At 66.5% G+C, this 17,366-nt stretch carries 17 protein-coding genes; 11 read left to right on the top strand and 6 right to left on the bottom strand.

Annotated elements, in window-relative coordinates:
• The first annotated feature begins 84 nt into the window (after positions 1–84).
• The 3 genes from AAFP30_RS10835 to AAFP30_RS10825 are packed head-to-tail and all read left to right on the top strand — an operon-like array spanning position 85 to position 3,054.
• On the top strand, positions 85–1,299 hold the full coding sequence (locus AAFP30_RS10835; protein ID WP_419229901.1) for an acyl-CoA dehydrogenase family protein: 1,215 nt from the start codon (positions 85–87) through the stop codon (positions 1,297–1,299).
• The gene (locus tag AAFP30_RS10830) at positions 1,296–2,327 is read left to right on the top strand and encodes a phosphotransferase family protein (protein WP_419229900.1); all 1,032 of its coding nucleotides are present in this window, start codon (positions 1,296–1,298) and stop codon (positions 2,325–2,327) included. Before AAFP30_RS10835 ends, AAFP30_RS10830 begins: the two co-directional genes overlap by 4 nt.
• Positions 2,317–3,054 carry an SDR family NAD(P)-dependent oxidoreductase gene (locus AAFP30_RS10825; RefSeq protein WP_419229899.1) on the top strand — a complete coding sequence of 246 codons (738 nt, stop codon included), beginning with the start codon at positions 2,317–2,319 and terminating at the stop codon, positions 3,052–3,054. The genes AAFP30_RS10830 and AAFP30_RS10825 overlap by 11 nt, the downstream gene beginning before the upstream one ends.
• A gap of 138 nt (positions 3,055–3,192) precedes the next feature.
• Here AAFP30_RS10825 and AAFP30_RS10820 read toward each other — a convergent pair whose 3' ends face one another.
• Positions 3,193–3,885 (bottom strand): histidine phosphatase family protein, encoded by a 693-nt coding sequence (locus tag AAFP30_RS10820; RefSeq protein WP_419229898.1) that lies wholly within the window; start codon positions 3,883–3,885, stop codon positions 3,193–3,195.
• A gap of 111 nt (positions 3,886–3,996) precedes the next feature.
• On the opposite strand from AAFP30_RS10820, the gene AAFP30_RS10815 reads away from it, so the two are divergent.
• Positions 3,997–4,398, top strand: a complete 402-nt coding sequence (locus AAFP30_RS10815) for a VOC family protein (RefSeq protein WP_419230159.1) — start codon at positions 3,997–3,999, stop codon at positions 4,396–4,398.
• Here the strand turns inward: AAFP30_RS10815 and AAFP30_RS10810 are convergent.
• Positions 4,381–5,457: a sigma-70 family RNA polymerase sigma factor gene (locus AAFP30_RS10810; protein WP_419229897.1), complete on the bottom strand. Its 1,077-nt coding sequence runs from the start codon at positions 5,455–5,457 to the stop codon at positions 4,381–4,383. The two genes, AAFP30_RS10815 and AAFP30_RS10810, sit on opposite strands and share 18 nt — an antisense overlap.
• A gap of 719 nt (positions 5,458–6,176) precedes the next feature.
• Here AAFP30_RS10810 and AAFP30_RS10805 point away from each other — a divergent pair.
• A complete protein-coding gene (locus tag AAFP30_RS10805; protein WP_419229896.1) occupies positions 6,177–7,478 on the top strand; it encodes an ROK family transcriptional regulator in 1,302 nt (433 codons plus the stop codon).
• 15 nt (positions 7,479–7,493) lie between these two features.
• Here AAFP30_RS10805 and AAFP30_RS10800 read toward each other — a convergent pair whose 3' ends face one another.
• The gene (locus AAFP30_RS10800; RefSeq protein WP_419229895.1) at positions 7,494–8,342 is read right to left on the bottom strand and encodes an ABC transporter permease; all 849 of its coding nucleotides are present in this window, start codon (positions 8,340–8,342) and stop codon (positions 7,494–7,496) included.
• On the bottom strand, positions 8,339–9,313 hold the full coding sequence (locus AAFP30_RS10795) for an ATP-binding cassette domain-containing protein (RefSeq protein ID WP_419229894.1): 975 nt from the start codon (positions 9,311–9,313) through the stop codon (positions 8,339–8,341). Before AAFP30_RS10795 ends, AAFP30_RS10800 begins: the two co-directional genes overlap by 4 nt.
• Positions 9,314–9,557: 244 nt before the next feature.
• Between AAFP30_RS10795 and AAFP30_RS10790 the strand changes: the two genes are divergently transcribed.
• The 4 genes from AAFP30_RS10790 to AAFP30_RS10775 are packed head-to-tail and all read left to right on the top strand — an operon-like array spanning position 9,558 to position 12,590.
• Entirely contained in the window at positions 9,558–9,965 is a 408-nt protein-coding gene (locus tag AAFP30_RS10790) for a TOBE domain-containing protein (RefSeq protein WP_419229893.1), read from the top strand.
• A complete protein-coding gene (modA, locus tag AAFP30_RS10785) occupies positions 9,962–10,732 on the top strand; it encodes a molybdate ABC transporter substrate-binding protein (RefSeq protein ID WP_419229892.1) in 771 nt (256 codons plus the stop codon). The genes AAFP30_RS10790 and modA overlap by 4 nt, the downstream gene beginning before the upstream one ends.
• Positions 10,729–11,541, top strand: coding sequence for an ABC transporter permease (locus AAFP30_RS10780; RefSeq protein WP_419229891.1), 813 nt, complete (start codon positions 10,729–10,731; stop codon positions 11,539–11,541). Before modA ends, AAFP30_RS10780 begins: the two co-directional genes overlap by 4 nt.
• 11 nt (positions 11,542–11,552) lie before the next feature.
• Positions 11,553–12,590 carry a sulfate/molybdate ABC transporter ATP-binding protein gene (locus AAFP30_RS10775; protein WP_419229890.1) on the top strand — a complete coding sequence of 346 codons (1,038 nt, stop codon included), beginning with the start codon at positions 11,553–11,555 and terminating at the stop codon, positions 12,588–12,590.
• A gap of 8 nt (positions 12,591–12,598) precedes the next feature.
• Here the strand turns inward: AAFP30_RS10775 and AAFP30_RS10770 are convergent, their stop codons facing one another.
• A complete protein-coding gene (locus AAFP30_RS10770; RefSeq protein ID WP_419229889.1) occupies positions 12,599–13,540 on the bottom strand; it encodes an adenylate/guanylate cyclase domain-containing protein in 942 nt (313 codons plus the stop codon).
• Positions 13,541–13,631: 91 nt separating this feature from the next.
• On the opposite strand from AAFP30_RS10770, the gene AAFP30_RS10765 reads away from it, so the two are divergent.
• A complete protein-coding gene (locus AAFP30_RS10765) occupies positions 13,632–14,852 on the top strand; it encodes an alpha/beta hydrolase (protein ID WP_419229888.1) in 1,221 nt (406 codons plus the stop codon).
• On the opposite strand, the gene AAFP30_RS10760 is transcribed toward AAFP30_RS10765, so the two are convergent.
• Complete coding sequence (locus tag AAFP30_RS10760) at positions 14,827–15,999, bottom strand: TetR/AcrR family transcriptional regulator (RefSeq protein ID WP_419229887.1); 1,173 nt, start codon at positions 15,997–15,999, stop codon at positions 14,827–14,829. The two genes, AAFP30_RS10765 and AAFP30_RS10760, sit on opposite strands and share 26 nt — an antisense overlap.
• 130 nt (positions 16,000–16,129) lie before the next feature.
• On the opposite strand from AAFP30_RS10760, the gene AAFP30_RS10755 reads away from it, so the two are divergent.
• Positions 16,130–17,341 carry an acetyl-CoA C-acetyltransferase gene (locus AAFP30_RS10755; protein WP_419229886.1) on the top strand — a complete coding sequence of 404 codons (1,212 nt, stop codon included), beginning with the start codon at positions 16,130–16,132 and terminating at the stop codon, positions 17,339–17,341.
• The last annotated feature ends 25 nt before the right edge of the window (positions 17,342–17,366 follow it).

Raw genomic sequence — 17,366 nt, 5'->3', positions numbered from 1 at the left:
TCGGGCTTGACCCCGCGCCCGCGAGATGGCATCGTGACGCCTGCCGAACGATCGCTCGGTCGGCGAATCTGACAAGGAGATGCGATGCCCGTGGACCTGCGATACGCCCCCGAGGTCGAAGAACTCGTCGAGAAGACCCGGCGGTTCATCGGCGACCAGGTGCTGCCGGTGGAGAATGAGTTCGCCGGCGATGTCACCGCGGCCGGCGGCGACGAGCTGCGTCGCGAGCTCAATGCGAAGGCCAAGGCCGAGGGGATCTTCGCGCCGCACGCACCGGTCGAGTTCGGTGGGCTGGGTCTGAACATGTCGGACCGTACTCCGGTGTTCGCGGCCGCCGGGTATTCCACCTTCGGGCCGGTCGCCCTGCACATCGGCGCGCCCGACGAGGGCAACGTCCACATGCTCGCGCACATCGCCAGCGACGAGCAGAAGCACAAATACCTCGCCCCGCTCGCCGCCGGTGACCTGCGTTCCGCCTTCGCGATGACCGAGCCGTCGCCCGGCGCCGGCTCCGACCCGAATGCGTTGAACACCATGGCCACCAAAGTTGATGGTGGATGGAAGATCAACGGGCAGAAGCGATTCATCACCGGCGCCGACGGCGCGGGCTTTTTCATCATCATGGCCCGCACTGCGGGTGCGGCGGGAGATCGGGGCGGCGCCACCATGTTCCTCGCGCCTGCGGATACCCGCGGCATCTCCGTGGACCGGCACATCGTGACCACCGACCGCTCGATGATCGGCGGTCACTGCGAGGTCAGCTTCACCGATGTCTTTGTGCCCGACGAGGATATCCTCGGCGAGGTCGATCAGGGCTACCGCTACGCCCAGGTCCGACTCGGGCCGGCCCGGATGACCCACGTGATGCGGTGGTTCGGCTCCGCGCAGCGCTGCCACGACGTCGCCGTCGACTATGTCGCCCAGCGAGAAGGCTTCGGCGGCAAGCTCGGAGACCTCGGCATGATCCAGCAGATGGTTGCCGACAACGAGATCGACCTCGCAGCCAGCATGGCACTGCTGGTCAAGGCATGCCACGAACTGGACCAGGGTAACCACGCGTCCAACGAGACCTCCATCGCCAAAACCTTTGCCGCGGAGGCCTACACGCGCATCGCCGACCGCAGCATCCAGATGTGCGGCGGCATGGGCGTGTCCGACGACCTACCGCTGGCCCGGCTACAGCGCGAACTGCGCCCGTTCCGGATCTACGACGGCCCTTCCGAGGTGCACCGCTGGGCCATCGCCCGACGCGCCATCGGTCGTGCCACCAAGGCGCTGGCGGCAAAGGCCAACGGATGAGCGGGCATCCGGCGCTGCCCGCCGACGATCTGCGAAAGTTCCTGGCCGACAACGGTGTGGACGTCGCCGGTGATCTCCGTATCGACCTGATCAGCGGCGGCAAGTCCAACCTGACGTTCAGCGTGCGGGATGATCGTTCGCACTGGGTCGTTCGTCGACCGCCGACGAGCGGATTGACGCCGTCGGCGCATGACATGAACCGTGAATGGGCGGTCACCAGTGCCCTGCAGTCGACCGATGTGCCGGTGGCGAGGACCGTGGCGATCGACTCCGATGGCGAGGTACTCGGTGCCCCGTTCACCGTCGTGGAGTTCGTCGACGGCCGGGTCATCCGCACCGACGACGATCTGAAAGACCTGTCGGACAACGAGATCGAACGTAACCTTGACGGTCTGATCGACACCCTCGCCCGGCTGCATGCGGTGGATTACGGTGCGGTCGGCCTCGGTGAGTTCGGTCGACCCGACGGCTTTGCGGCGCGACAGGTGAAGCTCTGGGCGCGGCAGTGGGGGCACGTGAAGTCGCGGGAACTCGACGACGTCGAGCGGCTCGTCGAGCAGCTGAGTGACCGGATTCCGACGCAGTCGCGAAACACGATCGTGCACGGCGACTACCGTGTCGACAACACCATCACCTCTGCCGACGACGCCGGAGTTGTTCGGGCCGTGGTGGATTGGGAGCTGTCCACACTGGGTGATCCGTTGACCGACGTGGCGCTGATGTGTGTGTACCGTCGTCCGGGATTCGACACCGTTGTCGGCTTCGACGCCGCCTGGACCAGCGACCGGTATCCGTCGGCCGACGAAATCGCCCAGCGCTATGCGGCTCGTACGGGCGCGGACCTGGGTGACTGGGACTTCTACCTTGCACTCGCCAACCTGAAACTCGGTGTGATCGCCGAAGGTATCGCTCATCGCGCGCGTTCCGGCGCGACGTCGGACGGTTCCGAACGGGCGTCCGAGGCGACCGCGGAGTTCATCGCTGGCGGACTGGCGCAGCTCGGAGGGGACAAACACCGTGTCGGATAACAAGGTTGCGCTCGTCACCGGTGCATCACGGGGGATCGGTGCCGCCATCGCTGCGCGTTTCGCGCGGGAGGGCTGGGATCTGACCCTGAGTTCTCGTGGTCGTGACGCACTGGAACAGAAGGCATCCGAGCTGCGTGAGCTCGGTGCCGGGCGGGTGGAGGTGATTCCCGCCGATATGACCGATCAGGACGCGGTGGCGACACTCGGCACCGCGCACGCCGAGGCGTTCGGTCGGTGTGACGCGTTGGTGATCAACGCCGGGATGGGGCAGAAGGGGCCGATCGCTGATCTGCCGGTGCGCCGGTTCGATCGGCTCTACGAGGTCAATGTCCGTGCCCCGTATGTGCTGTTGCAGTCGTTGCTGCCGGTGCTGCGGTCGACCGCGTCGACCGCGGGCGCCGCCAAGGTGATCGCCATCGCGTCGATCACCGGGGTGTACCCGGAGCCAGAGTTGTCGGCCTACGGTGCGACGAAGGCGGCACTGATCTCGCTGTGCGAGACCTTCAACCTCGAGGAGTCCGACGGTGGGGTCAGCGCGACGACCATCGCACCCGGCTACGTCGACACCGACATGTCCGAGTGGACCAAGGACGCCATCCCCGGTGACCAGATGATCACGGTCGACGACGTGGCGACGGTCGCGCACACCGTGACCGAACTGTCGCGGTATGCGGTGCTGCCCAACGTCGTACTGACCCGGCCGGGGGCGAATCTGCATCGGGCGTGAGCGGTTGCCGGTTGAGCGTGTAGGCACCGGCGGGTGCTGGTTTCGACGGACGTCTCCTCGGCTGGCGCCTCGTCGACTGCTCAACCAGCGGGCGGGTGGTCGCGCTCAACGAGCGTGGGGTGTTGAGCTCGTCTGAATTCAGCGGTAGGTGGCCAGGCCGCCGTCTCGGTCGGCGAGGTGGGCGTGCTCGTTGAAGGACACGACCGAGACCCCGCTGCGGCCGACGACCAGCTTCGACACCGACGCGTTGACCATGGTCCGGGACAGGGCCGGCCACCGGTCGGCCGGGATGCCCCACAGTTCGGCGAGCCACCGGGTGATGCTGCCGGCCGAGGACACCGCGATCACCGTCTGGCCGGACCCCGCCAACTCCTGGGCGCGCTGTGCGGCGGCGGAGACACGGTCGGTGAAGGCGCCGAAGGTTTCGCCGCCGGCCTCGTGATGTTCGGCCGTGTCGGCGATCCATTCGGCGATTCCGGCGTCGAGTCGCTGCTGATAGTTCCGGCCGTCGCGGTATTCGTCGACGGTGGCGTTGCCCACCAGCGCGGGCAGCTCGTACTCGTTCCACCCCGGATCGACCTGCGGCGTGGGAGCGTCGGCGATCTGGCCGAGCACCGCAGCCAGGGTTTGCGACTGACGCGGCAGGTCGCCACTCACCGCGGCAGTGACGGTGGAGGTGAGGCTGGAGATCAACGCACCGGTCAGCTTGGCCTGCATGACCCCGCTGTCGGTGAGCCCGCCCGGACCGTTCGGCGCGGTGGCCGTCGGATCGGAGATGCCGTACGCGTTGGGATCGGCCTGGCCGTGCCGGACAAGATAGATGACACCCATACCCCGAGCCTATGGTGCGGCTCACCCACCGATGAGTTCGGGCCGTCCGCCGGGTCGGTATCTGTGCGGCAGTCGTGCGGACTGCGCGGTGAAGGGGCGGTGGCGTCGATGATGATGTTCGTGAACCTGCCGGTCGCCGACGTCGGCAGGTCCAGGAGCTTCTTCACCCGACTCGGCTTCGTCTTCGATCCACTGTTCTGCGATTCGGGCACGGTGTGCATGCCGATCAACGCGCAGTGCCGGGTGATGCTGCACCGCGCCAGCCGCTTCGCCGGCTATGCGGCCAGTGCGGTCGCCGACCCGACGCGGGGACGCGAGACGGTGGTCGCGCTCGCAGCGTCGTCGCGCGGGGCGGTCGACTCACTCGCCGACGCGGCCCTCGGGAGCGGTGGGACACCGCTACGCGACCCCGAGGACCTGGGATTTCTGTATTGCCGGACGTTCTGCGACCTCGATGGCCACGCCTGGGAAGTGGTGTGGATGGACCCTGCGCACCTATCCCGTCCGACGTGAGTCGCCGACCCGGTGGAACGCGCTGGGTGCGGTGCGTTCCGGGGCGTCGTATGGGGTGGCAGGCAGTCCGAAGCGGGCGAAGTCGGCCTCCATGGTGTCGCTGAAGAACGCGACGACGTGCGCGACCTTGCCGCCGGCGTCGAGGTCGAGCACGTGCAGCTGGAAGGGGCGGTGCACGCCGTCGGCGGGCTCGCGCATGTAGAGGCCGAACGCGGGCTGTCCGTTGGCGACGGTGGGCAGCAGGATCTGATCGCCATCCTTCTCCGCGGGGCAGTTGCCGCGGATGAGGGTACCGATGGATTCGGGGCCCTGGTACCAACCGGTGAACGGCGGCATCTCCCAGATGGCCTTGTCGGTGAACAGGTCGACGATGGCATTCACGTCGTAGCGTTCGAACGCCGACACATACTTCGCCAGGAGCTCCCGCTGACTCTCGTCGTCCAGTTCCGTCGACGAATTCTCCTGGGGGGAAGCATTCTTCAGCTGCTCTCGCGCGCGCTGCAGGAGGCTGTTCACCGTGGCGGTGGTGACGCCGAGAGTGTCAGCGACCTCGGCGGCCTTCCACTGCAGCACATCACGCAGGATCAGCACCGCGCGCTGCCGTTCGGGCAGATACTGCAGGGCGGCGATGAACGCGAGCCGGATCGACTCGCGGGCGCCGACGACGTAGGCGGGGTCGGCGTCGTCGCCCGGTGACACCTCGTCGACGGTGCCGGCGAACGGTTCGAGCCACGGCACTTCGTGATTCTGCAGCAGGTCATCGGTCGGATCGAACGCATCTCCGCCGAGGCCCGACGGCAGCGGTCGGCGTTGGCGGCTGCCCAGCGCGGTGAGACAGGTGTTGGTCGCGATCTTGTGTAGCCAGGTGCGGACCGACGCGCGCTGATCGAAGCCCTCGTATCCACGCCAGGCCCGCAAGAACGTCTCCTGCATGAGGTCCTCGGCGTCGTGATGCGACCCCATCATGCGATAACAGTGCGCCAGGATCTCCCGCCGGAATGGCTCGGTGACCTCGAGGAACTCGGCGTCGGAGGTATCAGAGGCGGAGGTGGCGGTCATGTGGTCCAGATTACGGGAGCCCACCGACACAATCAGCCCCCACGAACAGCCGGATCACCCCGGGGGTTCCTTCGGGATGGTCGGTGTCCGTCGACTGAATGAGTCGCGTCACAACGTGGGAAATAAGTGGAACCGGACAGTGGGCCGCTGCGTCTGATCAGTATCCGACCACGAACGCCGTGCGGTCGATCCCGCGAGTCGAGGGGTATCGCAGGAGAGACCGAGTCTCGTGGAGACCGATGGTCGGGGAGACGGGGGCGAACCGAGTGGTTCCGGAGTGGGGGTTCCGGGCCACTCGGTTCGTTGTCTGCACAGCGCTTGCCAGGAGCTGCACCCGGGTCTGGCGGGAGTTGAAGTCAGGCTGAGCGCAATTGGTCCCTCCGGGCCGCGGCGGACCTATCATCGCCGGTGAACGCCCATATTTGGCTGTTGGACGACGATGTGATCCCGGTATCTCCGGGGTTGCGGTACCCGGTTGCGCGTTGCTAGCTTGATCGCCATGACGAGTCCGCAGTCCTACGTCCCAGAGGTCACCTATGTGACGACCGCTCTGGGCTGTCGGCTGCCGTTCGCTCGTGTCCTCTGTTGTCGCCGAATGCGCTGATCCGCCATTCGCCCGGGGCCGTGTAGGCCCGATCTCTGCCACTTTCTGCGCGTGACGCCGCTCGTTGGAGCCGCGTGATCGCTGCGGCTGTGGCACATTCAAAGAGGACACACAGATGACCGCCACGCTCGACCACCAGATCTCCACCACCCAGCTCGCGACAGCACCCGTTCGACCGCAGACACGCCGCCCCTCAGGTTCGCGTGCACCCCGCCCACTCGCCTACGGCACGCCGCGGAAGGGAGCATCCAAGATTCACGTCGCCACTCCGCAGCTGCAACTGTCGGCCAAGCCTGCCGCTCTCGTCCTGCGCACCGCCCGGCTGTCCGGGCCGGTGTTCCGCGACGCGGCCGCCGATCAGACCGGACTGAGCATCTCCACCGTCAACCGACAGGTCGGTGCACTGCTCAAGTCGGGCCTGATCCGGGAACGCGCCGACCTGGCACCCGCCGGAGCCATCGGCCGACCCCGCTTGCCGTTCGAACTGAACGTCACCGACTTCATCACCCTCGGCATCCACATCGGCTACAAGGTCACCTCTATCACCACCCACGACCTGCTGCACCGGGTCGTCGGCGCCATCCAGATCCCGACTCCGGAAGGTGAGAGCCCCGAACAGATCCTGACGGCGATCGGGGTCAGCGCCCGCCGCTTCGCCGGTCGCTGGGCCGGGCGACGGGTGCTGTGGGCGGGTGTCGCGATCGGTGGCCGCGTTGCGCCCGGCGGGCTCGTCGACCATCCGCGGCTGGGCTGGGAAGCCGCACCGGTGGGTCGCGTCATCGCCGAGGCGGTCGGGCTGCCCGTGTCGGTGGCCTCGCACGTGGAGGCGATGGCCGCTGCCGAACTCGTCGTCAATCCGGATCAGAAGAAGTCGAGCTTCCTGTACTTCTACGCTCGCGAAATGGTCGGCATCGCCTTCAGTGTCGACGGCACGGTGCACACGCCCAGCGCGGGGCCGCCGGTGATCGGGCACTTCCCGACCGGTGCGACGACGCTGCTCGACCCGGAGAAGACCGGCCGCCTCGAACCGACGGCCAGTGACACCGGTGTGGTGGAAGCGGCGCGGACCCTCGGGCTGTCCGCCGCGGACATCGAAGGCGTGCACGAGCTGGCCCGGTCCGGGGACGCGACCGCCCGCGCGTTGCTCGAGGAACGCGCCGAGGTGCTCGGCCGGACCGTCGGCCTCATCGCGGACATCTTCAACCCCGATCACATCGTGCTCGGCGGCCAGGCGTTCACCGACTTCCCGGCCACGCTGCCGACCGTCGCGAAAGCGGTCAAGACCACCTCGGTGGTGGCCAATCGGGATGTGCGCGTGTCACATTCGGGCACCACTGTGCAGCAGCAGGCGGCCGGCGCGGTGTCGCTGGACGCAATCTACGCCGACCCGCTGGAAGCGTTGTCGTTCACTGCGTGAGCTTGGGAGACACTCCTAATCGGAGGTGCGCTTGGTGTAGGCGCGCAACGCGAACGGCGCGAACACCGCGGTGAGCACGACCGACCAGATGAGGGTCGCGAGCACCGGATGCACCAGTGGCCAGGGCGAGCCGGGGCCGGCGGCCGGGCCGTTGCCCCAGAGCACACGCATCGCCTGAACGAGGGCAGAGACCGGATTCCATTCGGCGATCGTGCGCAGCCAGGTGGGCATCGGGGCGGTCGGCACGAACGCGTTCGACAGGAAGGTGATCGGGAACAGGGTGCTGAACATGAACCCGTTCACCGCTTCCACCGAGCGCAGCCACGAGCCGATCAGGATGCCGAACCAGATCATGCCGAAACCGAACAGCAGCACCAGCGCGAAGGCCAGCACCGCTTCGGCGAACCCGTTGTGGATGCGCCAACCGATCGCCAGACCCGTGATCGCCATCACCACGATGCCGATCGAGGAGTGCAGCAAGCTCGCGATGCTACGACCGATCAGCACCGATGACCGCGAGATCGGCAGCGACCGGAAGCGGTCGATGATGCCCTTCTCCAGGTCGGCGGTGATGCCGGTGGCCACGATGAACGCGGTGAACACGATCGTCTGCCCCATGATGCCGGGCAGCAGGAACTCCTTGTACGAGACGTCGCCGGTGTTGGTGATCGACGCGCCGAACACGTAGGCGAACAGCAGCACGAACATGATCGGCTGGATCGTCACGTCCGAGAGCATCTCGGGCATGCGCTTGGTGTGGATCATGTTGCGTTTCACCATGATCCAGGACTGCTGCAGGACCGAGGTCTGGTGAATGGAGGGACGATGCGACACCGTGTCGTCGCTGCGGACGGTGGTGGTCATGCGGACTTCTCCTCATCGATGATGGTGGTGTCCTCGGCGCGGTGGCCGGTCAGGGACAGGAAGACGTCGTCGAGGCTGGGTCGGGCCAACCCGAGGTCGTCGATGGCGATGCCGCTCTCGTCGAACCAGGCGGCCACGCGATTCAGGTCGTGCAGACCGTTGGCCTGCGAGGTCAGTCGCCGGGCACCGTGGTCGACGAACACCTCGGTGCCGGTCTTACGCAGCAGCGCCTCGGCCTCGGGGATGTCGTCGGCGTCGGAGACGGTCAGCACCAGGCTCGCCGCGCCGGCCTGCTCCTTCAACTGCAGTGGCGTGCCGTGCGCGATGATCGTGCCGCGGTCGATGACGACGATGTCGTCGGCGAGTTGATCGGCCTCCTCGAGATACTGCGTGGTCAGCAACAGCGTGGTGCCGTCGGCGACGAGGCTGCGCAGCACCTCCCACAACTCCGACCGGCTGCGTGGGTCGAGTCCGGTGGTCGGTTCGTCGAGGAACAGCACCGGTGGGGCGGCGAGCAGGCTGACCGCGAGGTCGAGGCGCCGTCGCATACCGCCCGAGTAGGACTTCACCTGTTTGTTGCCGGCCTCGGTCAGCGAGAACTGTTCAAGCAGACGGTCGCCGCGCTGCGCGAGTTCCTTACGGCCGATCCCGTAGAGCCCGCCGATCATCCGGAGGTTCTCGCGGCCGGTGAGGATCTCGTCGACGGTCGCCGCCTGGCCGGTGAGGCCCATGTTGCGGCGCACCATCTCGGGGTTCTTTCCGACGTCGTATCCGGCGATCCGGGCGGTGCCACTGGTCGGCGGCGACAGGGTCGTCATCATCCGGACGATGGTCGTCTTGCCGGCACCGTTGGGGCCGAGCAGTCCGAGGACCGAACCCTCGGGCACGGTGAAACTCACACCGTCGACGGCGGTGAAATCACCGAACTTCTTGACGAGGTCGATGGCCTCGATTGCCACATCTGAGCTCATGTTTCTCCACGCTATCGATGGGGTACGACACTTGGCGAACGATTTTCCCGACCGCGCGATTCGGCCGATGTACCGACAGACCGCGTCCGCCGGGAAAACTCATCGTCCACCGGCTGGGCGAAATGTCCGAATTACGTGCTCCACGGTAGAAGTTCAACTGCGGTTGATGTCAATCATCGGAGATTTCTCCGCAAATGCGGACCTAGTAGGGCTAATGAGCCGAAGACACGGATATTCTGGATCTGTGGAAGCGATCCGGATACGAGACGCGGCAGCTTTGCTCGGCGTCAGCGACGATACGATCCGTCGCTGGGTGGCGTCCGGGGTGCTCGATGCCACCACCAGTGACAGCGGGGTCATGACCGTCGACGGCGCTCAGTTGGCGACCGTGGCCCGCGATCGTGCCGGCGACCAACCCGACGACGGCTCGGGTGTGCTGCGCTCGGCCCGCAACAACTTTCCCGGATTGGTCACCGAGGTCATCATCGACGGCGTCATGGCCCAGGTGAGTATGCAGTGCGGCCCATTCGAGGTCACCTCGCTGATGAGTGCCCAATCGGCGCGCGAGCTCGGCCTGCAGCCAGGTTCGGTCGCCACCGCGGTGGTGAAGGCCACCACCGTGATCGTCGAGACGAAACGAGAGAGATCGTGAAGAAACTGCTGATCGGGATCGGGGTCTCCGCGCTGGTGGTGGCGGCCGCAGGGTGTTCGTCGTCGGACGACACCGCGACGACGTCGTCGTCGGCCGCGCCGGCCACCACGCTCAACGTGTACGCGGCGGCGTCGTTGAAGAAGACCTTCACGGCCATTGCCGAGGAGTTCGAGAAGAGTCACCCGGGGGTGACGGTGAAGCCGTCGTTCGACGGGTCGTCGACGCTGGTGACGCAGATCAAGCAGGGCGCACCCGCCGACGTGTTCGCCAGCGCCGACGAGAACAACATGACCAAGCTCGGCGACCAGGCGGTCGACCCGAAGATCTTCGCCACCAACACCCTGGTCATCGTCACCGCTCCCGGAAACCCCAAGGGCGTCAATTCGTTTGCCGACCTGAACAAGCCGGGCGTCACCACCGTGGTGTGTGCGGAACCGCAACCGTGTGGCGCGGCCACCGCAACCGTCGAGAAGAACACCGGGATCACTCTCAATCCCGCATCGGAGGAGCAGTCGGTGACCGCGGTGCTCACCAAAGTGACCGCGGGACAGGCGGATGCGGGCGTCGTGTATGTGACCGACGCCAAGGGAGCCGGTGACAAGGTCGACACGGTCACCGACCCGGCCTTCGCCGCGGTGGTCAACAAGTATCCGATTGCGACCGTGCAGGGCGCGGCGAACGAAGCGGTGGCCAAGGAGTTCGTCGACGAAGTGCTGAGTCCGGCCGGGCAGCAGGTTCTTGCGAACGCCGGTTTCGGGAAGCCTTGATCGCCAGGCGAATCGGTGCTGCCGGGGTACCGGCCTGGCTGTATCTGCCGGCCGCGCTCGGTATCGCACTGATCGTCTTGCCGCCGATCGCGCTGCTGGCCAAGACCCCGTGGGACACATTTCTCGAGCAGGTGACCTCGGAATCGTCGAGGCAGGCATTGCTGTTGTCGCTCAAGACCGCGGGTATCAGCACAGTGGCATGTATCGCGCTGGGGGTGCCGATGGCGGTGGTATTTGCCCGCCACCACGGACTTCTCACCCGAATCCTGCGCTCCCTCGTGTTGTTGCCGTTGGTGCTGCCGCCGGTGGTCGGCGGAATCGCACTGCTCTACACCTTTGGGCGGCTCGGCCTGGTCGGTGCGCATCTGCGGGCAATCGGCATCGACATCGCCTTCACCTCGACAGCCGTGGTGCTCGCGCAAACCTTTGTCGCACTGCCGTTTCTGGTCATCAGTGTGGAAGGTGCACTGCGGGTCGCGGGTACGCGCTACGAGGAGGTGGCCGCCACGCTCGGCGCGAGTCCTTCGCGGACGCTGTGGCGGGTGACCATTCCGCTCATCGTGCCGTCGTTGCTTGCGGGTGTGGTGCTCGCCTTCGCCCGGGCGATGGGTGAGTTCGGTGCCACGATCACATTCGCGGGCAATGCTCCCGGTGTGACACAGACGGCGCCGCTGGCCATCTACATGGCCGAGATCGACGACCCGACTGCAGCGATCCCACTCTCACTGGTCCTGGTTATGGTGTCCCTCATCGTGGTCGTCGGGGTGCACGCCCGCCGCGGCAACGGTCAACGGCAGGCGGCGTTGTGAGCCTGCATGTGGTGGCCGACAGCCGAATCCCGTTTCTGGCCATGGACGAATCGTTTGACCCTGGAACCACCACCGCGGTGCTCGGACCCAACGGCGCGGGTAAGACCACCCTGCTTCGGGTGATCGCCGGGCTGCTCGACGCCGGCGGTGGCACCCGCGTACTGGTTGGTTCCGACGTGCTGTGCGACAGGCATGTTCGTGTTCCGGTCCATCGTCGCGGGGTGGCGCTCCTGTCGCAGGAAGCACGACTCTTTCCGCATCTGTCGGTCCGCGCCAACGTGGCATTCGCGCCTGCGGCGCAGCATCTTTCCCGATCCGACGTGGCAGAGCGGGTCGACCGCTGGCTGGCCGTGACCGAGGTATCGGAGCTGGCCGACCGCAAGCCCGCCGAGTTGTCCGGTGGTCAGGCGCAACGGGTGGCCATCGCCCGCGCGCTGGCGGCCGAGCCGCGAATACTGCTGCTGGACGAGCCTTTTCGTGCCCTCGACGTCGATGTGGCGGGACGGCTGCGGGCGCTGCTGCGGGACGTGCTCGCCGACCACGCACGCACCACGATCATGGTTACCCACGACGTCGTCGACGTGGTCACGCTCGCCGATCGTGCGCTCGTCATCGAGGATGGTCGCGCGGTGGATCGAGGGCCGGTGGCGCAGGTACTGGGTGCTCCCGCCAACGCATTCGTGGCGCGGCTCGCCGGCCTCAATCTCGTTGCCGGCGTGTGGGATGGGTCTGTCGTTGACGGTGATGGCGTGCGGATCGCCGGGGTGATCGCCGAACCGGTGGCCGTCGGCGGGCATGCGACGGCGGTGTTCGCGCCCGACGCGGTCGCGGTGTTCACCGCGCCACCCACCGATGCCAGTTTCCGCAACGTGTTGGGCTGTCGGATCACCCAGATCGTCCCGCACGGTGATCGATTGCTGCTACGGGCCGAGGTGGCCGGGAACACGATGAGCGCCGAGGTCACGGCCGCCGCGGTGGCCGATCTCGGACTGGTGGTGGGCAGCACGGTCTACTTTGCGGTCAAGGCGACTGCGGTGCGCGTGTACTGAGCTCTGCATCAGCCCTCGGCGTGCCGATTGACCTCCAAGGCCTTGGCCTTGAGTCGTTTGTAGCCGCGGACGCTCAGTGTCGGTACCGATTTGAGGTAGAAGCGGTCGTCGTCGGCGAGGATGGTTGCCAGGTCGTCGTCGACGAGAACTGTTCCGGGATAGGAAGATCCGGTCAGGCGGGCGGCAATGTTGACCGGCTCGCCGAAGACGTCGCCGAGGCGGCGTAGCACGCGACCCCGCGCAAGACCGACGCGGAGCGGGGGGATCTGTTCGTCGTCGGTGAGGGTCTGGATCTCGAGGGCGGTGGCCGCCGCGTCGCCCGGGGTGATGAAGGTGAACATCACTGCATCGCCGAGGGTTTTCACCACGTAACCGGCGTGTGCGTGGACAATCTCGAACACCCGTTCCTCGAAGGACTCCAATAGTCGCTCCAAGTCGTCGAGCGCGATCCGCCGCGACAGGCTTGTGTAGCCGACGATGTCGACGAATCCCACCACCAGATCGAGGCGCTCATCGGTTTCTCGCTCGACATGTTGGTCGAGTTCGGCCGCGAGGTGTCGTCGCCAGATCAATGACTGCACCTGTCCGAGTGCTTTGCTCATCTGCTCGATCGACCAGGGGACGTCGGGATGCTGGTCGAACTCGCGGATCTGGTCGGCCTGCCAATCGGCGAGGCGCGCCATTGTCTGGCCGATCGCGCGGGCGGTCGCGACCTGCGCCTCTTCCGGCATGGTGCCCTCGGACCCCGCGAACAGTCGTAGCGCGTCGAGTTCGGTCTGCGAGAACACCTTGTCCGAGCCGGTCATGCGAGCGAAACCGAAAGCATTCCAGATCTTTTCCGCGTACTCCTCAGAGACACCCAGCTCGGCGATGAGTTCGTCGCGGGAGTATCTCGGTTCGTCGACATCTGATTCGGCCACGGAGCCATTGTCACCGAAGTGTCGTGGCATAGGGGGATATTGCGTTTGCCCGACCTGCGCAGACGGGCAGAGTAACCTACGTCACAGTGTCGTTGCGCGTGTCGGTGGGAAGGTGCGGCGAATGCGTATCTGGTTGCTGTGCGTCGGCATGGTGGTATCGCTGGCGATGATGCTGGGCCCCGCGCCCACCGCACACGCGAGCCGACTCACCGAGATCACCATTCCGCCCGCGCCCGGCCAGATTCCCGACCTGTGGCTCGGATCGGTGCTCAATGCCAAACATGCTGCGCCGTACCCGGGCCCGCCGCGAGCGAAGGTGTTGCTCCCCACCGGTTACGACCCGTCGAAGAAGTATCCGCTGTTGATCCTGCTTGCCGGTGCGAGTAGCGACTACCGGACATGGTCGGACGACGTGCTCGGCCGGATTCAGGTTACCGCCGCCGGATTCCCCGGGATCATCGTCATGCCGGAAGGTGCGACCGGGTTCTACACCGACTGGTGGCGCGGCGGCCCACGCTGGGAAAGCTACTACCTCGACGTCGTGATTCCGGAGATCCTGCGGCGCTATCCGATCCGTCCGGAGCGTCGCTGGCACGCGATCGCCGGGATGTCGATGGGCGGTCTCGGCGCTGCCTACCTCGGCGGCCGGTTGCCGCAGTTCTTCGGTTCGATCGCCGTCATCTCCGGGGTCGTCGACATGAACCTGTTCCCGGGTATGCCGAACGTTGCCGCGTTGGTGCCCGAGATCAACGCGAAGCAACCGCCGGACCTGAACGCGGTCTACGGACCCGTGGGCGGGTTCTATGCGGCCGGCCACAACCCGACCCGGCTCGCGGCCAACCTCTCGGACACGCGTGTGTTCGTCGCCAGCGGAGACGGTGTACCGACCAGCGACGGGTACGCCACCGACAACAATCTGCTCACCGACATCCCCACCGAGGGGGCACTGATCCGTCCCGCGTCGGACTCCTATGTCCGTGCGCTGCGGGCGGCACGCGTCGATGTCACCTATCAGCCGCATGCCGGGATCCACGACTTCGCCAATTTCCGGCGAGAACTCCGCGACGCGATCGCCTGGAATCTGTTCGCGCCGGTGCCTGACGACCCGAGCCGGTGGGTGAACGACACCGTCGCCGCCCGGGGCGCGCTCTGGGGTGTCGGGTATCGCTTCGACCGAGCACCCGACCGCGTCGTCCGGATCGCGCGTGACGGGTCCTCGTTGCGGGTGGGTGCGGCCGGGTCTCCAGTGACCCTGACCCTCGGCCGGGGGTGCGCGGTACATGTGCCGACACCCGCATCGGTCGACCTCCACGGCGTCAGATGCCCAGCACGCCCTTCATGAGATACGCCATCCGGCCGGCGAAGTCGGGCCGAGATATGCCGCGGCGCATGCGAATCGCATCGTTGACGATGGACAGGGAGGCGTGCACCGCCACACCGGCCCGGGCGCGGGTGGCTTCGGGATCGGCGGCCATGAGCAGGTCCATCCATCGTCCGACGTAGCGGCGTTGCACGTCGAGCAGGTCCGACGCGGTCGCCTGTCCGGCCAGGGCGTAGGCGTTGTTGAAGCCCACCGACAGGTCCGGCGTGGAGGTGATCACGCTTACGTACGAATCAACCAGCAGGTCAAGAAGTTTCGCCGGATCAGAGGTGGTCGCGTATGCGGCCATCACGCCGGCCTCCAGGCGCGCACCGCTGCGCTGGCCGATGCCGAGGAGGATGGACAGCTTGGAACTGAAGTGCTTGTACACGCTCGGCCCGGTGATGCCGACGGCCGCGCCGATCTCGTCGACGCCGACCCCGGAGTATCCCCGAGCGGCGAACAATTGCGCTGCGGCGTCCAGGATTTCGTCGCGACGGGTGGGTATGCCCCCACCCGCTGGTGGGATGGGTGGCAGCGGCGGCGCCGAATCTGGTTGCAGTGCAATGACTCGACGGACCAGCGCGTCGATTTCGTCGAACGCCCGGGACGTCGGGATGCGTGTGTTGTGCACCGAGAGGCTGCCGGCGACACTGAGGACCGCCCAGGCCAGTTCCACGGCCTCGCGCTCGGAGATGTCGGCATCGTCGGACAGGGCGGTCGCCCACCGATGCAGGATCTCCCGGACCCGTAGAACCACCTCGCGGTTCTGCTCCTCGGTCAGGTGTTGACTGGCGAGTCGCCACAGCGACGTCGACTGCGGTCGCTGCACCCCGAGCTTGCACACCGCGGCAATCAGGTCGGCCGACGGTGCGGTCCCGTTCGCGAGTGCACGGTCGGTGCACGTCTCGAGATCGTCGACGCCGGCCATCACCGCCGCCATCAGCAGGGCCTGCTTGTCGGCGAAGTGTCGGTACACCGACGGGGCGGTCACCCCGGCCGCGCGCGCCACATCTGCCACTGACACCTGCGGGTAGCCACGCTGGGCGAACAGCGCGGCCGCGTGGTCGGCGAGCTGGCGTTTGCGGTCGGCGGGACGCGCCCGGCGAGTCGGTTTCGAGCTTGGCATGGTTAATCGACCATAGCGCATATTTCGCAGTTGAAAAGACGGTTTGATCACCCGGTATAGCCAAATAAGTTATTCCGCGTTAGCCTGGATGCGTAACCACAGATGGTTCATGCGAAAGGAAGCACTCAACGTGGCTGATCAAGCATTCATCTACGAGGCGATCCGTACGCCCCGTGGCAAGCAGCGCGGCGGCTCGCTGCACAGCATCAAGCCGGTCGACCTGGTTTCCGGGCTGATCAACGAGGTTCTCGCCCGTCACGGCGGCCTCGATCCGGCCGAGGTCAATGACGTCGTGCTCGGCGTCGTCTCGCCGGTCGGCGAGCAGGGAGCGGTCATCGCCCGCACCGCGGCACTCGTGAGTGGTCTGCCGGAGAGCGTTCCCGGTACCCAGATCAATCGTTTCTGCGCCTCGGGTCTGGAGGCCACCAACCTCGCCGCGGCCAAGGTCGCCTCCGGCTTCGATGATCTGGTGCTCGCCGGTGGCGTCGAGTCGATGTCGCGCGTCCCGATGGGCAGCGACGGTGGTGCGCTGTTCACCGACCCGGCCACCGCGTACGACAACTACATCGTCCCGCAGGGCATCGGTGCCGACCTGATCGCCACCATCGAGGGCTTCAGTCGTGAGGACGTCGACGCGTTCGCTGCCGAGTCGCAGGAGCGTGCCGAGAAGGCATGGAGCGCAGGCTACTTCGCCAAGTCTGTGGTCCCGGTCCGGGACATCAACGGCGTCATCGTGCTCGACCGCGACGAGCATCGTCGTCCGGGTTCGACCGTCGAGTCGCTCGGCAAGCTCAAGCCTGCCTTCCAGGCGCTCGCCGACATGGCCGGCTTCGACGACGTGGCACTGCAGAAGTACCACTCGGTGGAGAAGATCAACCACGTCCACACCGGCGGCAACAGCTCCGGCATCGTCGACGGCTCCGGCCTGGTCCTGCTCGGCAGCGAGGAGGCAGGCAAGCGTAACGGTCTGACCCCGCGCGGCCGCATCGTCACCTTCGCCGAGATCGGTTCCGAGCCGACCATCATGCTCACCGGCCCCACCCCGGCCACCGAGCTGGCACTGAAGAAGGCCGGACTCACCGTCGATGACATCGACGTCTTCGAGCTCAACGAGGCCTTCGCGTCGGTGGTCATGAAGTGGATGAAGGATCTGAAGATCCCGCACGAGAAGGTCAACGTGAATGGCGGCGCCATCGCGATGGGTCACCCGCTCGGCGCGACCGGCGCGATGATCTTCGGCACCTGCCTCGACGAGCTCGAGCGCACCGGCGGCCGCTACGGCCTGGTCACCCTGTGCATCGGCGGCGGCATGGGCGTCGCGACCATCATCGAGCGTCTCTGATCCGGACTTAACCGAAGGAATCTCA

Source organism: Gordonia sp. CPCC 205515, from assembly GCF_048537925.1.
Taxonomy (GTDB): Bacteria; Actinomycetota; Actinomycetes; order Mycobacteriales; family Mycobacteriaceae; genus Gordonia.
The sequence above is the reverse complement of the archived record's forward strand: the minus strand, read 5'-3'. Positions and strand labels throughout refer to the sequence as shown.

Excerpts from the sequence above, each read along its gene's own strand:
- AAFP30_RS10810 (WP_419229897.1), bottom strand. The coding sequence starts at position 5,457 with ATGACCGCCACCTCCGCCTCTGATACCTCCGACGCCGAGTTCCTCGAG.
- AAFP30_RS10820 (WP_419229898.1), bottom strand. The coding sequence starts at position 3,885 with ATGGGTGTCATCTATCTTGTCCGGCACGGCCAGGCCGATCCCAACGCG.
- AAFP30_RS10795 (WP_419229894.1), bottom strand. The coding sequence starts at position 9,313 with ATGAGCTCAGATGTGGCAATCGAGGCCATCGACCTCGTCAAGAAGTTC.
- AAFP30_RS10760 (WP_419229887.1), bottom strand. The coding sequence starts at position 15,999 with ATGCCAAGCTCGAAACCGACTCGCCGGGCGCGTCCCGCCGACCGCAAA.
- AAFP30_RS10805 (WP_419229896.1), top strand. The coding sequence starts at position 6,177 with ATGACCGCCACGCTCGACCACCAGATCTCCACCACCCAGCTCGCGACA.
- AAFP30_RS10835 (WP_419229901.1), top strand. The coding sequence starts at position 85 with ATGCCCGTGGACCTGCGATACGCCCCCGAGGTCGAAGAACTCGTCGAG.
- AAFP30_RS10800 (WP_419229895.1), bottom strand. The coding sequence starts at position 8,342 with ATGACCACCACCGTCCGCAGCGACGACACGGTGTCGCATCGTCCCTCC.
- AAFP30_RS10770 (WP_419229889.1), bottom strand. The coding sequence starts at position 13,540 with ATGCCACGACACTTCGGTGACAATGGCTCCGTGGCCGAATCAGATGTC.
- AAFP30_RS10815 (WP_419230159.1), top strand. The coding sequence starts at position 3,997 with ATGATGTTCGTGAACCTGCCGGTCGCCGACGTCGGCAGGTCCAGGAGC.
- AAFP30_RS10830 (WP_419229900.1), top strand. The coding sequence starts at position 1,296 with ATGAGCGGGCATCCGGCGCTGCCCGCCGACGATCTGCGAAAGTTCCTG.
- AAFP30_RS10765 (WP_419229888.1), top strand. The coding sequence starts at position 13,632 with ATGCGTATCTGGTTGCTGTGCGTCGGCATGGTGGTATCGCTGGCGATG.